Source organism: Zhihengliuella sp. ISTPL4 (genome assembly GCF_002848265.1).
Taxonomy (GTDB): domain Bacteria; phylum Actinomycetota; class Actinomycetes; order Actinomycetales; family Microbacteriaceae; genus Microbacterium.
The window spans coordinates 1973181-1987954 of record NZ_CP025422.1; the positions used below are offsets into that span (position 1 = coordinate 1973181).

Consider the following 14774-nt stretch of genomic DNA (forward strand, 5'->3'; position numbering starts at 1 on the left):
AGTGTGTCACCGGGCACCGACATCGGGTCGAGCCCCTGGGGCCCGACCCGATGCACGGTCAGCTCTGCTCGACGGGGAGCCAGAGCTCACAGGAGGCCGTGTCGCCGGTGAACTCCCGGTAGCGGACGATCGAGGGCCCTGGTCGCAGCCGCCACGGGTTCGACGGGAACCACTCGGTCGCCGTCGCCGCCCACAGGTTCTGCAGAGTCTCCGGGAACGGGCCGCTCGCGCCGAAGACGGCCCAGGCACCCTCCGCCACGTGCAGGGCGTCGAGGTCGTCGGGGACCGCGGTGTCTTCGCGCACGGCCACCCCGTGCAGGTAGGTCAACGGCGTCCCCTCCGGGGCGTCCGGGTCGATGTCGGCGGTCACGGCGAGGATGCCCGCGGGCTCCTCGTTCCCGAGCGCCTTGAGGCGAGCGTGCTCCTCGGGCGGGATCGCGGCGATGTGCGCCTGGATGTGCGGATTGACGCCCACGTGGATGAGCGGGACCTCCGCGGCATGACCGACGAGGACGAATGCGGGACGGTGGGTGATGGTGACGTCCATCGGGGTACTCCCTTCGACGCTCAGGCGGAACCGGAGCGTGGGTTGTGTGCGGAGAGGACCCCCGTGCCGACGCGCGTCCGCCGGCCCGATGCCGTGCACGGCGCGGAACGCCCGGGCGAACGCCTCGGTCGAGCCGTAGCCGTGCCGAACGGCGACGTCGAGCAGACTCGGAGCGCCGGCGGCGAGCTCGGCGCCGGCGAGAGTCATCCGACGACGCCGCACGTATTCGGTCAACGGCATCCCGGCGAGCGCCGAGAACATCCGACGCAGGTGGTACTCGGTGGTGCCATGCGCCCGGGCGAACGCGGCGACGTCGATCTCCTGGCCGTGGTCCCCGTCGACGAGGTCGACCAGAGCATTGAGCGTGCCGATCACAGAGGTCCTCCTTCCCCACCATCGTGTCGCCGGCGCCGGTCGAGGTACCCGATCGTTCCGGACCGATGCGATCGGCCCGGAGGCTCAGAGCTCGGTCGGGACCGCGGGCTCCGTGTCCTCCACCTCGGGGTGACGGGCGAGGTTCACCACGGCGGCGATGAGACCGCCCCACACCGTGACCATGGCGATGATCATCATGACGATCGCGGTGGTGGTCATGCGCCCGCTCCCTTCGTCTGTGCGGCCGGGACGGCGATGCTCGTCGTCTCCGGGTCGGCGGCGTACTCCTCCTGGTCCAGGAAGTCGTCGTAGCCGACGTCGTCCTTCGCGCGCGAGCGCCTGCTCCACGGCACCAGCGACAGCAGCACTCCCCCGATCACCAGCGCGATGACCATGCCCCAGCCGAACACCCCGAGGAACCAGCCGGGGTAGCCGCTGTACGGCTCGGCGATCTTCGTCAGGAGTTCGGTGATCAGCAGGTACCCGAGCACGAGCGGTGCGAGGACACCCACGAGCAGGCGCCAGAGCAGGCCGACGCGGAAGCTCGATCGGCGGTTGAGGTGCTCCTGCAGCTGCGGCAGCTTGTGCAGCACCCAGGCCACGACGATCACCGCGACGAGAGCGACCGCCATGATGCCGAAGGCGTTGACGAAGGCGTCGGTCGTGTCGAGGACCGACAGCGCGGTGGTGGTGGAGAACAGGGCGGCGGAGATGATGGCCAGCGGGATCGAGACGACGAGGGTGGTGCGCACCCGCGCCCAGCCGAGCTTGTCCTGCAGCGCCGCGACGATCACCTCCAGGATCGAGATCATCGAGGTGATCCCGGCGAAGACGAGCGCGCCGAAGAACAGCACGCCGATGATCGAGCCGCCGGTCGCCTGCGACACGATTGTGGGGAACGCGACGAACGCGAGACCGATGCCCGAGGTCGCGACGCCGGAGACATCCGTGCTCTGTGCCTGAGCCATGAACCCGAGGGCGGCGAACACGCCGATGCCGGCGAGGATCTCGAAGCCGGAGTTGGCGAACGCGACCACGAGACCCGAGCCGGTGAGGTCGGTCTTGCGCTTCAGGTAGGAGGCGTAGGTCACCATGATGCCGAACGCGACGGACAGCGAGAAGAAGATGTGCCCGTAGGCGGAGGCCCACACGGCCGGGTCGGCGAGCGCCTCCCAGTTCGGCGTGAAGAACGCGTTGAGACCGTCCAGGGCGCCGGGGAGGAAGAGAGCCTGCACGACGAGCACCGCGAACATGAGGGTGAGCAGAGGCATCAGGATCATGTTGGCGCGACCGATGCCGCGCTTGACGCCGAGCGCCATGATGACGATGACGATCAGCCACACCGCGATCAGCGGCAGGCCCACCTGCGGCACGAACTCGCCCGACAGGCCGACCTCCGCGACATCGGCCGACTGCAGGAAGTCGACGAAGAAGAAGTCGTTCTCGTTGCCCGCACCCCAGGTCAGCTGCGCCGAGAACCAGGTGTACATGCCGGCCCAGGCGACGATCACGGCGTAGTACACGGCGATGACGACGCAGATCAGCACCTGCCACCAGCCCAGCGGTTCGGCGGCCCGGTGCAGACGCCGGAACGCGAGCGGGGCGGAACCGCGGAACCGGTGGCCGATCGCGTAGTCGAGGAACAGCAGCGGGATACCGGCGGTCAGCAGCGCGCACAGGTACGGAATGAGGAACGCACCGCCGCCGCCTTCGTAGGCGACGTAGGGGAAGCGCCAGATGTTCCCGAGACCCACGGCCGAGCCGATCGCCGAGAGGATGAACACGTTCCGCGAGCCGAAGGCCTCGCGCTGCGGCGTCTGGGTGGGTCTAGGCATGCCCGCGAGGATACCGGAACCCGTAGGCCCCGGCGAGTGACGCGCTCGGGTCAGAGCATCGCGGTCAGCACGCCGCCGTCCGCCCGCAGCGCGGCGCCGTTCGTCGCGGAGGCCCGGGCGCTGGAGAGGTAGACGACGAGGTCCGCGACCTCGGCCGGATCGAGGAAGCGCTCCAGCAGTGTGGTCGCGTTCCGTCCGATGATCGCCTCCTTCATCACGTCCTCAAAGACGGACTGGGCCTCGGCGATCGCGGCGACGCTCGCCGCGACGCCCTCGGAGTAGGTGGGCCCACCCAGGACGGTGTTCACCGTCACGCCGGTGCCGCGGGTGAGTTTGGCCAGCCCGTTCCCGAGCGCGATCATCGCGGCCTTCGTCACGCCGTAGTGCACCATGTCGGCCGGGACGTTGACGCCGGACTCGCTGCTGACGAAGACGATGCGCCCCCAGCCCCGCTCCCGCATCCCCGGCAGGAGAGAGCGGGAGAGACGCACGCCGCTCATCACGTTCACCTCGAAGTAGCGCGCCCAGTCCTCGTCGGCGATGTCCGCGAAGTCGGCGAGTCCGAAGAGACCGACGTTGTTGACGAGGACGTCGACGTGACCGAGCTTCCCCGTCAGCCGCGCCACCTGCGACGGGTCGGTGAAGTCGGCGACGATCCCGGAGACGGTCGCCTCCGGATGCGCGAGGGCCAAGGCGCGGACCGCCGCGTCGACGCGACCCTCGTCACGACCGTTGATCACGACATCGGCCCCCTCGGCGGCGAGAGCGGACGCGACCGCATATCCGATCCCCTGGCTCGATCCGCTGATGAACGCCCTCTTGCCGCGCAGCCCCAGTTCCATCCGTCGCCCTCTCGCTTCCGCGGACCTCGCCGCGTTACTTGCCTGAGCAAGTCATCCTAGCCTCCGCTCACTTTCCCAAGCAAGCGAAGAGCACGGATCGACCACTACGGTGGAGGAATGTCGTCGCCGCCCTCGCCTGCCCCCTTGAACGCCGAAGAACTGGACGTCTGGTCAGCACTCGCCACCCTCCTCGAACGGCTACCCGCGGCCCTCGACGCACAGCTGCAGCGGGACAGCGGGCTGACCCACTTCGAGCACGGCATCCTCTTCGCCCTCGACGCAGCGCCGGAGCGCACGCTCCGTCTCAGCGTCCTCGCCGGCTACGCGAACAGCACACTGTCCCGACTCTCCCGCGCGGTCACCCGCCTGGAGGCGAAAGGCTGGGTCCGACGCGAGGTCGATGCGGAGGACGGGCGCTTCACCCTCGGCATCCTCACCGACGCCGGCCACCGGAAGGTCGAGGAGTCGACTCCCGCTCACCAGGCCCTCATCCGCCACGTCATCTTCGACACGCTGACTCCCACCCAGGCCCGGCAGCTCGGCGCAGCCAGCCGGAAGATCTCCGCCGCACTCTCCCCCGACCCGACCTGGACGCCGGAGGCGGACGCCTGAGAAGAGGCAGCCCTTCCTCCTGATGGAGCGCCGACACATGTCGAGCGGACCCGTTCAGCCGCCGAGGCGGTGACGCCAGTAGCCAGGCCGCCGCCGCTCGTGTGCGTAGGCCAAGACGAAGACCTCATCGTCGATCACGGCATAGAGGATGTCGAACGGGAAGCCGGCTACGCTCCGCGAGTAGACCCGCGGCGTGCGGTGACGGTAGACACCCCAGCGGATCGTCGGATCGAGGATGCTCTCGATCGCTGCGTCGACCGCATCCATGAAGACGTCGCCCCAGCCGGGACGGCTCGCCTCATACCATTTCGCCGCGGCACGGTACTCGTCGAGAGCCTCAGCGTGCTCCCGCCAGGTGGACGTCAACGGCGAAGAGCGGAGATCTCGCCACGGACACGAGCGTGAGCCTGGCGCCCGTCAACGAGCCTCGCCGTGCCCTTGGTGATCTCACTCAGGCGACGATCGACGGCCTCTTCCCATGCTGCGTCGATCTCGTCCTGATTTGCTTCCGTGTCCCTGTCGACGCTGAGCAAGAGCTGGTGAGCCGCCTCCAGGCGCTCACCAGCATCGAGGGACTTCCCCGCCTCGATGTAATCCGCCAGTTTCGAGGTCATACAACGAGTGTACGACCGAGCCCTGACATCAGCGAGAGCGCGGGCTCACACGAAAGCCCCGGCGAGCGGACTCGTCGGGGCTTCTCAGTGCGGAGACGAGGGGATTTGAAACCCCGCGGTAGAAGCCCGACTCGGCGAGAAAGGCGAGATTCCGCCATTTTTTGTTGTGGAAACGGCCTCTTCGCGATGCGGGACGGCAATCGTTTGATGGCAGAAACGTGGCACGACTCAGGAGCCGCGACTAGCTCGCCTTCACCGCGCAGTCACAGCGCGAGGCGGCTGAGCCCACGAGTCACGAACGAACACTCGGTCTATTTCGGCTTGGCTCGGCTCCGTGCTGTGGAATCTCTGTCCCATGCCTGCTGACTCGATGATGTTGTACGGGGTGATTCCGAGAAGATCGGCGATCTTCTCGAGCTCGGCCTGCTTGAACTCGTAGGCCCCACTGAGCCGGCCAGCGATCGTCGGGCGGCTTACTCCAAGCGCTTCAGCGAGCTCGGAGTGATTCTTGCCAGCACGAGCAGCTTCGGCTCGAACCGCCGCACCGATGCTCTTCGCCGAAAGCGAGTGCGCGGCGGGCACCCCCTGAGCAGCCGCCAATTCCTCACGGATGATCTCGCGAAAGACCCTCTCTAGGTCACTCATGCTCCGCCCCTCCGTAGTCAATAGAGACGATACTTAGAAGTCGTATCGCCATGTACTGACCTGGGCGCCATCCGAGGTGTCAACCGGCGACCATGGCTAGTCTCGGTCCATGCCGATGGGTGGAGAGCTCGGAATCCAAACCGGGGAATATTGGGCGTTCAGAGCAGGCACGGCATTGCCGCTCCAACGCGCACTGATCCTGAATCCGGGGCTCTACTACGAAGCCAGCATCCGGATACGCCTGGTCGATGATCCCGCCGTCGTGGAGCTGTGGACGACACGGGCCAAGCTCCCCTGCAAGTGGAAAGACCTCGACGAGTACCTAGAGACGCATCCGGATGTCCCGCGCGGCTATCCGCAAACCCCCGCGCCTCTCGAGCAACCGGATCCCGGCGCTGTGCGCATGGCCTTCACCGCGAACGAGCTGCGCTCCATCATTCACGATGAGGTGGTCAACGCGCTCGGCTCGCAGAAGATCGCGTACACCCTCAGGGAAGCCGCCATCGCCACCGGCGTTAGCGTCACGACGATCGCGGCCGCCGTCAAGATGAATCGACTCGTTGCGCACTACGTCGGCACCAAGCCGTTGTTCACTCCGGAGGCGCTCAAGGCGTGGGTCGATTCATTGCCTGACGAGCCATGGAAGGTCACCTACCGCTAGACAATGCCCTGAGTGCGCACGCATGAATCCCCTCCCCGTCCCCCGGGGAGGGGATTCAGTGCACGGAGCGGCCACCCCGCCAGGAGTGTTTCTCGGTCTTTCAGTACGAGCAGAGTGCAGCCAGTGGAACGTGGAGGCGCACGCAGCGTGGGTGATGGTTCGGATCCGAGTCGAATCGCTCCTAGGAGTGATTCCGGTGAAAGCGCGCGAGGTCTGCAGGTGTAACGCTGACGGGCGGACGCGGCGAGGCGGGAAGCCCATCGTCCAGAAACGTCTCCGGCCTCCATTTGAGCGGCTGGACATGCTTCTGACCGTTTGGGCCATGAACCACCTCAGGAAGTTGCGCGTCTCGCAGGCGAGTGCGGCCGATCACCTCAGAAGCAGGCATGAGGGCTGTGAGTTCCTCAGACTTCCTGCTCGGCGGGAAGTAGGCCTTGTAGAAGCCGGTCGGGTTGATCCTCTGGGCTTCGCGGATCGCTGGCGCGGCATCGCTATCGCCGGATATCAGGTAGTAGTCCGTCGCTTCCTGAGTAGCTGCGTCGCGCGCTATGGTCAGGGCCAGGTTGACGTCGGTTTCCTTCTCCTCGTACTTCGGTCGCTCCGAGCCACAGTCCTTGCATGTGTACGTCGACCGCTGATAGCGCCCAGTGATAATCGGAACAAGATTGCCGTGCATCGCAGTCAGAGCGTTCCAGTAGGTGGCCTGTCTGCTCTGGGCGTCGGGGTCATCGAGAAGCGGCGCGGTGAAGTAGTTGACGCGAAGGATCTTGTGACTCGGCCGCAACATCTGCAGCACCTTCACGAGATCAAGCCACAAGTAGCGGTGGCTGAACGTTTCGTGGATGCCGTTGTAGAGGTTGAACCCGTCCACGTAGGCGATGAGCGTCTTCTTCGACATTGTCTGATACTAGTGAGCGAACACCCACCCGGAGCGTGGTAGTGTCACTACACACCCCGCATCGGTTGACCCACGCCAACTGGTGTTTGACGGCCCCGAAAGGGGCCGTCGTCGTTTGTGCGACGCCAGCGTCACGGTCAGAAGCGGTCGAAGACGTGACGCTAAGCTCCAGGCGCGTCGACAACTTGGACCATCGTCGCCATCAGCACCTCGTTGACGGTCGCCGACGTGGCCGAAGCACACCCCCGCGAAGACCCGCGCCATCCGCCCCATGGGAAGGTGGGTGTTGGGCTCCGAAGGCGAGGAGTTCGGTAACAGTGACCTTCGAGTACGGGCACAACGCGGAGCGAAGTCGCGAAGCATGCTCCACGGCTTCCTTTCCAGTCGTCTAGATGACGCTGATGAATAGGGGCGGCATGTACGAACCAGCCGAGCGCATGTACAACGCGAGGGGCCTCCCGCCCACCGTGCCGGTGAATGTGGCCCCTCGCGAGACCAGTGTGACGCCTTCTGGGCGTGATGGGAAGCCTGTGGGTGGGGTCCGAGGGTTTTAGACTTGACCCGTCGCGGCCGGAGGAAGGACATCTGGCCGTGCCATCTCGAGGGCTGTCCCCCACAGTGAAGCTCAGTATCGCGTTGGATGCGATCTGTTCACGCAACAGGTACACGACCGACCCGGCACCCGTTCTGGACGAGCTCAGGGCGACCGCGGGTGATCGAACCGATGTGCTCGCTGAGGCCGTGGGGACGTGGGTTGGGTACTTCGAGGGCGAGTACACGGCCGCCCTCTGCACGGCCCTGAGAACACTCCCCGGGCTTGAGCCGTGGATTGCGTTGGGTCAGCATCGCCGGTCACTCCCAGACCCGAATACGCCGGCCGTTCTGGGGCATGGTCAGGCTGAGGCTCTGCCGCTCTACATCAGCGTCGAGTGAGAAGAGATGATCCCCTCCCTGCGGCGGGCGGGAAGGGGATCAACCGAGCGAGATGCGCCGCAAGATGGGCGCGCGCTCCCCTCCCCGGTGCCGCCTATTCTGCCCCGAGGTCGGCCAGGGCGGAAGCATCGATTTCCGCGGGGGTGTCAACGACCTCGTCCACGAGGGTGATGCCGCCGGAGGAGCTGGCTTCCATCATGAGCGTCTGAACCCACTTCGCGTTGAGTTGCGGGTTCTCGGGTGTCTCGAACGTGAAGCGCAGGGGGATGGACGGGTGAAGCCAGATCGTGGAGCGACCGGGGGCATCGCCTTCTGGGTGCTTCCAAGAGAGGGTGAAGCTCTCGTTGCGGCGCAGCTTGGTCGCGATCGCAACCTTCAGGTGCGCGAGAGCTCGGTCTTCGATGTGGATCTCGCTGCTGTCGCCGTACTGGATCGTTCCCATGGGTTCACTCTAGGGGTGACGGTCTAGGCGCGTTGGCCTGCACAGGTTCGACGGTTATGCAAGCCCCGGAAGTGCAGGGTCAGTGAGGGCGTAGTGTTGCGTGAACAGAACGTCGCATGAACCATTTTCCGCGAACGATGCACAGATTGCCATGAATCCCACCACACGAATCAGCATCGACGGAGACAGTTTCATTTTGGCCGCGGACTGTGACGTCGGCGATCTGATGGAGCGGATCGAGTCCGCGTCCCATGGGGAAGCGGGCTTTGTGACTTTCGCTTCTCGGTTCGAAACGCTCAGCGTCCTCGTCACCCAGTACACGAGAGCGGTTGTCAGCGTCGAGTACCCCGCTGGAGCCGCGCCAAGTTCGCAGGGCAACTCCTTCAGGGACTGGAGTGACGACTTCTGGGGTGAGGGCTTGAGCTGAGCTTCACCCTCGACGTTTGTCTCCACGGGTGGACAAACGTAGGGGGTGGCTATTTCTCCAGTGACGTGGGACCGTGAAGCTACACCACAAAGCGATCAGCTCGGTTGCGCCTCTTGGCACAGGTTCCTGTGGCAGAACAGAGGAGTCCACGATGGGCAAGTTCATCTATGACGGCGGACCCAAGGTTGAGCTCGAGGACAGGGCTCTCACGCACCTCCAGCTCGTCATCACCGCAAAGCTCCGCCGGGGCGAGCCGTTCCCTTTCACTTGGAAGGAAGACTCGAGCGTCGGCGGAGGGCGCACCACGGTGTGGGTGCACGCTGGATCGTCGCTGGCATTCAAGTACGCCGGCAGCCGCCAGCCCGCGATCAACAGAGCGTGGGTAGACGCACTCGCCTACACCGCCAACGCACCCACCGGTTTGTACCTCGTCCCAGAGCCCGCGAACACGGGGACGAAGGAAGGCATCCCGAGCTCGGTGTAGCGGGGTCTTCTGGTTTCGGACCCGCGTCACGAAAGGTCTACGGTAAGACAGCGTGGAACTCGACGACCCCAATCTTCCCGACTCCGCAAACCGCTGGTTGCGTGCGACCTCTGATCAGGTGCAGGCCCTTGCTATCCAGTGGCATGCCGATCCGGAGAACGCGAACATGTCCGACATCGTTGACACGCTGCTGGCGCTTGCTGAGGCGCAGGCCCGAATCATCGCGGCCATGGACCTGCGTATATAAGCCCTCGAGCGGCGTCATCGCTAGCCGTTGGAGCGAGCTTCCTCATTGCGTTCCTTGTGCGCGTCGTATGCCACGGCGGCGAGGACTATCGCGGCCATGCCTATCACCGTCAGCACGACGAACAGAACGATCCCACTAATGGATGGACCGACTGCGTCTCCGGCTGGGCCGACCGCATCAACCATGGTGTCGATGATCGATACGATCGCGGCGACGAGTGAGAGGACCGCTAGGGTCCATTGCGCAGCTTCGAGCATTGACCCTGCGGGCAGGATCTCCTTGTTGAGGAGGAGGTGGGTCACCATCGCACCGATCGCAAGGAATGAAGCGAGGGCGCCCATATAGGTCATGAAGAAGCTGACGTCCATGAGCGCAACCCTAATGGTGAGAATCAGCGCTGCGGCCACCAGGGTGAGGCCAAGAAGCCCCCACTCAATCCGTGCGAGTGGGGGCCCCTGGCTAGATCGCAGCGATCCGGAGGTTCTTGAACTTCGAAACTCCGGCGGATGATGATGAGAACAACCCGTGGAGTGTCGACGTACCGAACTTGGTCTCATCGCCACCAGTGAGAGTGTGCGTCAGCGTCGGGACGTCGTTGATGGTGACGCTCACCACGGCGCCGAACACGTCGACCCGAAGTCGATACCAACGGTCCTGCTGGTATGCGCCAGCCTGAGTTGCCAAGGTCGTCAGCGTCCCGTCGCGTTTCGCGATCGTCACCGCCGTCGTGCTGAGGTACACGGCGATGTACTCGGTGGCAGAGACTCGACGCGCGACTACGCCAGGAAGCCCACGGAGCTTCACGTCAACGTCGATTGTCACGTTCGCAGCTCCCGCGTCGCGATACACATTCGATTGCGACGTTCCTGCGGTCTCGCCAGCTTCACCCGCGGCATAGTCCACCGTCCAGGTTCCCGCCTGGACAGTCCAACCCGGCCCGAACCCAGCTAGCGTTTCGGGCGCAACTGTGAAGTCATCGACTACACGAAGCCTAGACGCCGCAGGCGGAGTACCGGGCAGCACAAGGGAAGGTGCCGAGCCGGGTGCGACCATGATCTTCGCGAGGCCTTCCGTCGCGTGCAGCGCGACAGTGGTCGGATTGAAACCAATGATCGCATCGGTCGCCGTACCCCTGACGTCCACGCCGACGCGCATCCCCTCAAGGGTGATGTTGCGAACCCGGTGTCCCGCCCCTGCCCACAGGCCGAGGCCGCGCCATGCCTTCGTGCCCACGTTGCGGACACGCACCGAGTCGATCGTGTTGCGTGTGCCGGCGAGGCTGACGTCATGGAGGGTGCCGTTCGTGGTGTGGTTCACCTCGAAGTCGAGCTCCGCGAACCGACTGTCAGAGCCCGACACGAGCCGGAACGGGATGCCGTCAGAGGTCATGCGAACGACTGCACGGCCGACCCGGACGTTACTGAGCGTTGTCGTCTGGGAAAGCGCGATCGAGCCGTACTGATCCACGCACGTGTCGCCGAGAGACGAAACGAAGTCGATCGTGAAGTCGGTGGAGTCCATCACGTTCAGCACTCCCGGACATCCCTCGGCGAGTAGCGAAGCGACGTGTCCGCCAGACATGCCCTTGAACTGGAAGGCCTGCCCCGGCACGACGCCGCCTTCGAAACTGGCCGCGACTGCTCGACCGCAAGACGCGTCGATGTTCTCGTTACTCGTGCCGGAGAAGTACACCAGGTGCGGGGGACGGGGACCGCTGACCGGGCACTTGTAGCTCCCCTTGATCTCCGCGTAGGAGAAGCGCTCCGTACCCTGCACAACCAGACCGAATTCCACGTTCTCGCAGAGCAACGTCCCAACGGAGACATCCTTGACACGTGTGCCGTTCGCGCCCGCCGAACGGTTCCAACTCGTGACCCGGACCACGGAGTCGAATCCCCGCCCGCGAATCCACGGGATGGAGAGACGGTGCGCGCCCGTGTACGCATTGACAACCGTCCACCGGGAGGCAGTGATCGACATCTCCCATGCGGCGTTCATACCGGTGATGTCGAGGGGGCCGAGCGACCCGATAGCGTCAACCCCCGTGATGGTCACGTCAGGCACGGTCACGTTGAACAAGGACTGCCCGTTCAGGGACTGTCGAATGGGTGCGCCCCATGCAGACAATGACGTTCCGGGCAAGTGAACCTCGAGCGCCCCGTGCACCCGGTATCGACCGGTTGTCGCAGGGACGACCCAGCTTCCGCCCCGGTCCAAGTAGGACTGGATGCGCTCACGGTTGTCCGTGGTGTCGTCGTCGACGAGACCGTCGATGATGCCTGCTGCCGTTGAAATCGCAGCCCCCAGAGGTGTCTCCGGGTTCGAGGCATCAGTGGCGAGGGCGCCAACGACGGGTTCGGGGAGGCGGTAGTTCGAGTCATCTACTGCGACAAGTCGATTGACCATAAGTAGGTACTCCAATCATGAGTCTGTCGGAAGAAATGAGAAGGGCCCGTGTCACCGACATCTGACACGGGCCCCGCACAGCTAGAGCTACGGGCGAACCCCACCCCGTATCCACCTCACCCGCTCGTCGTCGTAGGCACCGATGCGACCGTCAATGATCCGAGCGAGGCCGTCACCGCCGATCTCCAACCTTCCCGAGATCGACATGCCCTCAAGCGACAACGGCGGGGAGGAGGGCGCTTGAACCACCACAGGCGTTTGCGCAGGAACCCACGTGGCCGGCTGCTCATATAGGCCTTGCCCAGCGGAAATCGCCGCTCGCCATTCCTCGATAGCGGAGTGTCCTCCTGCTGCGTCGACTTCGTCAGCGGGGGTGACGTGCTCGCCAGGGGCAAGCAACCGCAGCTCAGAGTCTTTCCCCTTCGGGCCTGGCCCGAGAACCGGGCCACCCGTCGACATCCCCGGCGCGACGGTCTTGCTCCCGACGCGGAATGACTGACCGCCCTCCGCGTCCACGAACACCTTCACCCGGCGACCGTTGTTCAACGTCACGAAACGGTCAATCTGGTTCTGAGCCTGCGCGGTTTCGACCAGCATGTCGACAGTCTTCGACGGCGGCATCTGGAAGATCCGGTCAGCCAACGCCTTCACCTCCTCAGCGTTGTAACCGGCGGCGATTGCCGAGTCGATGAACGCCTGACGCTGCTGCCCCAGTGTGGCGTTCCACTTCTTCGCGGCCTCATCAGCAGTCATCGTTGCCAAGTCCTGCTCGAACTGAGCCTGAGCGGCATCGCGAGCCTTCTCCGCGATCTCACCCATAGCCGCAGCGTTCGCAGAGCCCGCAACCGTCGACTCATCCAACGACGTACCCAACTTCTCCGCCTGAGCCTTGAGCCCGTCCATAGCCGACAAATAATTGGCGTTCGCGGTGATCGCATCAACGGCCACCCCGTTCGCAGCGTTGATCTTGTCGATCAGGGTCGACAGCTCCGAACTGAGATCCTGCACCGCGTCCGCTTCGACGACGTACGCCTCTGCCGCGTCCTCTGACCGGGTGGTTGCGGTAGAACTGGCATCCGCCTCCTGTTCCTTCAACCGAATCGCGTCGTCGATGGCGGTGTTCTGCTCCTGGATGCCACCGACCAGAGCCTCAAGCGCGAACCGGGTCTCGTACGCGTTCATCCCGGTCTCCTCCTGGATGCGGTTGAACGCCTCCTGGTCGCCGTTCAGGGCGTCGTAGTAGGTGCTGAGCTCGTCGATCGCGTCGGCGTTCTTCAACGCCGCATCCGTGACCACATCAGCACCCACACCCAGCTTCTCCGCCGCGTCGAACGCCGACTGCCAGTTGAACGTCAGCAGCTCGCCGCCCTTCTGCAGCTCGTCGATCGCGGTGGAGCGTGCAGCGTCGGACAGCTTGTTCGTGCCGTCTTCGATCGAGTCCGCGTAGGCCTGCGCTCGCGCCTGCGCCTTCTGGTGCTGGGAGGCGAGCTCACCCACGATGAGGAACAAGCCACCGAGGGCGAGACCCGCGGCACCGGCAGTCAGACCGATGCCCTTCATCGTCCAGGTCGAAGCCTCCACCGTCGCTTTGAACTCCAGCCACTTCGGAACAGCGAGGAAAGCCGCGCCGCCCGTAAGAGCCACAGCGGCCGCAGCCCCACCGAGGGCCATCACCGAGGCTTGGACCGGTGCAGGCAGATCGTTGTACATGCTGATCAGGCCCGTGAGCGCCTGCACCATCGTCCGCAGAGTGTCATTTGCCGTCGAGCCTGTGTCGATCAGAGCGGTCTCAAAAGCGCCCCCGAGGGCTTCCACGTCACCCTTGAGGTTATCGAGCCGCATAGCCGCCGTGGAGGCCGCGTAGCCCTGGTCGTTGACCTCATCAGTCCACTTCTCGATGCCCTCCGCGCCCTGCTGATAGAGGACCGTCGCGGCACGCACAGCATCAGCACCGAAGATCGTCTTGAGAGTCGCATTCTGCTGCTCCGTCGACAACCCCGACAGGCCCTCCTTGAGCCGGCCCGCATACTCCGACAGGCCGACGAAGTTCCCTTGAGCGTCGTACGCCTGGAGGTTGTAGCGCTCCATCAACGCTGCGGCCTCAGCGGAGGTCGGATTCAGGGCTTGGAGCATCGTTTTGAACGACGTACCCGCATCGGAGCCCAGAAGACCGGCCGAAGCGAACGCTGCCAGACCAGCCGTCGTCTCCTCAATCGACAGACCCGTCTGCTTCGCGACCAGCGCCGACTGATTCAACGCCTGCGACAGGTCCGTGACGTCCCCCATGGCTTTGCCCGCACCCGCAGCAAGCAGGTCGGCAACATGCGACATGTCCGAGCCCTCGAGGTTGAACTGCTTCAGCGAAGTAGCCGCGATACCCGCCGCGGTTGCAACATCCAGGCCACCAGCAGCCGCCAGATCCAGAGCACCCGCCAGGCCGCCACCGAGAATGTCCTTCGTCGCTACACCCGCCTTCGAAAGCTCCTCAATCGCCTGAGCAGATTCCGTAGCTGAGAACACCGTGGACTCGCCGGCATCCAATGCCGCCTGCCGCAACAGATCCATGTTCGCCGCAGTCTCATGCGTCGCAGCCTGAACGTTCGACATCTGAGCGTCGAAATCCATCGATGCCTTCGCTGCGACCGCCAAGCCGGCAGATAGCAACGCGCCCATAGCCACGCCAGCCGTCCCTACGGCATTGAACGCTTCCTTGTACGCGGCCACACGATCCGAAGCTTTCGCAAGCTTCTCGGTCTCCTGCGACGCCTCCTGCATGGCCCGCTTGTACCCGGCAATCTGCGCCGTC

General features: G+C 64.7%; 16 protein-coding genes. 4 read left to right on the plus strand and 12 right to left on the minus strand.

The features are described 5' to 3' along the window. Positions 1–58 precede the first annotated feature (58 nt). The 4 genes from CYL12_RS09480 to CYL12_RS09495 all read right to left on the minus strand — a co-directional run bounded on the left by CYL12_RS09480 (position 59) and on the right by CYL12_RS09495 (position 3599). Positions 59–922 carry an AraC family transcriptional regulator gene (locus CYL12_RS09480; protein ID WP_101847385.1) on the minus strand — a complete coding sequence of 288 codons (864 nt, stop codon included), beginning with the start codon at positions 920–922 and terminating at the stop codon, positions 59–61. An 84-nt stretch (positions 923–1006) separates the two neighbouring features. Beyond that, complete coding sequence (locus CYL12_RS09485; protein ID WP_075251602.1) at positions 1007–1141, minus strand: methionine/alanine import family NSS transporter small subunit; 135 nt, start codon at positions 1139–1141, stop codon at positions 1007–1009. Beyond that, a complete protein-coding gene (locus tag CYL12_RS09490; protein WP_101847386.1) occupies positions 1138–2757 on the minus strand; it encodes a sodium-dependent transporter in 1620 nt (539 codons plus the stop codon). The genes CYL12_RS09485 and CYL12_RS09490 overlap by 4 nt, the downstream gene beginning before the upstream one ends. 50 nt (positions 2758–2807) lie before the next feature. Further along, entirely contained in the window at positions 2808–3599 is a 792-nt protein-coding gene (locus CYL12_RS09495) for an SDR family NAD(P)-dependent oxidoreductase (protein WP_101847387.1), read from the minus strand. A gap of 144 nt (positions 3600–3743) precedes the next feature. On the opposite strand from CYL12_RS09495, the gene CYL12_RS09500 reads away from it, so the two are divergent. Further along, a complete protein-coding gene (locus CYL12_RS09500) occupies positions 3744–4211 on the plus strand; it encodes a MarR family winged helix-turn-helix transcriptional regulator (RefSeq protein ID WP_233486699.1) in 468 nt (155 codons plus the stop codon). A gap of 54 nt (positions 4212–4265) precedes the next feature. Here the strand turns inward: CYL12_RS09500 and CYL12_RS09505 are convergent, their stop codons facing one another. The 3 genes from CYL12_RS09505 to CYL12_RS09515 all read right to left on the minus strand — a co-directional run bounded on the left by CYL12_RS09505 (position 4266) and on the right by CYL12_RS09515 (position 5470). Further along, positions 4266–4577, minus strand: a complete 312-nt coding sequence (locus tag CYL12_RS09505; protein WP_101847389.1) for a hypothetical protein — start codon at positions 4575–4577, stop codon at positions 4266–4268. Further along, positions 4574–4825, minus strand: coding sequence for an addiction module protein (locus tag CYL12_RS09510; protein ID WP_101847390.1), 252 nt, complete (start codon positions 4823–4825; stop codon positions 4574–4576). The genes CYL12_RS09505 and CYL12_RS09510 overlap by 4 nt, the downstream gene beginning before the upstream one ends. A 252-nt stretch (positions 4826–5077) precedes the next feature. Then, positions 5078–5470, minus strand: a complete 393-nt coding sequence (locus tag CYL12_RS09515; RefSeq protein ID WP_101847391.1) for a helix-turn-helix domain-containing protein — start codon at positions 5468–5470, stop codon at positions 5078–5080. A gap of 109 nt (positions 5471–5579) precedes the next feature. On the opposite strand from CYL12_RS09515, the gene CYL12_RS09520 reads away from it, so the two are divergent. Beyond that, positions 5580–6131, plus strand: coding sequence for a MerR family transcriptional regulator (locus CYL12_RS09520; RefSeq protein WP_158297132.1), 552 nt, complete (start codon positions 5580–5582; stop codon positions 6129–6131). Positions 6132–6312: 181 nt separating this feature from the next. Here CYL12_RS09520 and CYL12_RS09525 read toward each other — a convergent pair whose 3' ends face one another. After that, positions 6313–7029, minus strand: coding sequence for an NYN domain-containing protein (locus CYL12_RS09525; protein ID WP_101847393.1), 717 nt, complete (start codon positions 7027–7029; stop codon positions 6313–6315). Positions 7030–8056: 1027 nt separating this feature from the next. Next, positions 8057–8404 (minus strand): DUF7882 family protein, encoded by a 348-nt coding sequence (locus CYL12_RS09535; RefSeq protein WP_101847395.1) that lies wholly within the window; start codon positions 8402–8404, stop codon positions 8057–8059. A gap of 578 nt (positions 8405–8982) precedes the next feature. Here CYL12_RS09535 and CYL12_RS09545 point away from each other — a divergent pair. Both CYL12_RS09545 and CYL12_RS09550 read left to right on the plus strand, forming a co-directional pair. Beyond that, a complete protein-coding gene (locus tag CYL12_RS09545; RefSeq protein WP_101847397.1) occupies positions 8983–9315 on the plus strand; it encodes a DUF7882 family protein in 333 nt (110 codons plus the stop codon). A 52-nt stretch (positions 9316–9367) separates the two neighbouring features. Further along, a complete protein-coding gene (locus CYL12_RS09550; RefSeq protein WP_101847398.1) occupies positions 9368–9562 on the plus strand; it encodes a hypothetical protein in 195 nt (64 codons plus the stop codon). Between the two features lie 20 nt (positions 9563–9582). On the opposite strand, the gene CYL12_RS09555 is transcribed toward CYL12_RS09550, so the two are convergent. The 3 genes from CYL12_RS09555 to CYL12_RS09565 all read right to left on the minus strand — a co-directional run bounded on the left by CYL12_RS09555 (position 9583) and on the right by CYL12_RS09565 (position 14743). Continuing rightward, positions 9583–9930: a hypothetical protein gene (locus CYL12_RS09555; protein WP_158297133.1), complete on the minus strand. Its 348-nt coding sequence runs from the start codon at positions 9928–9930 to the stop codon at positions 9583–9585. 91 nt (positions 9931–10021) lie between these two features. Further along, a complete protein-coding gene (locus CYL12_RS09560; protein WP_158297134.1) occupies positions 10022–11983 on the minus strand; it encodes a LamG domain-containing protein in 1962 nt (653 codons plus the stop codon). A gap of 72 nt (positions 11984–12055) precedes the next feature. Further along, positions 12056–14743 carry a phage tail tape measure protein gene (locus CYL12_RS09565; protein WP_158297135.1) on the minus strand — a complete coding sequence of 896 codons (2688 nt, stop codon included), beginning with the start codon at positions 14741–14743 and terminating at the stop codon, positions 12056–12058. Positions 14744–14774 lie beyond the last annotated feature (31 nt).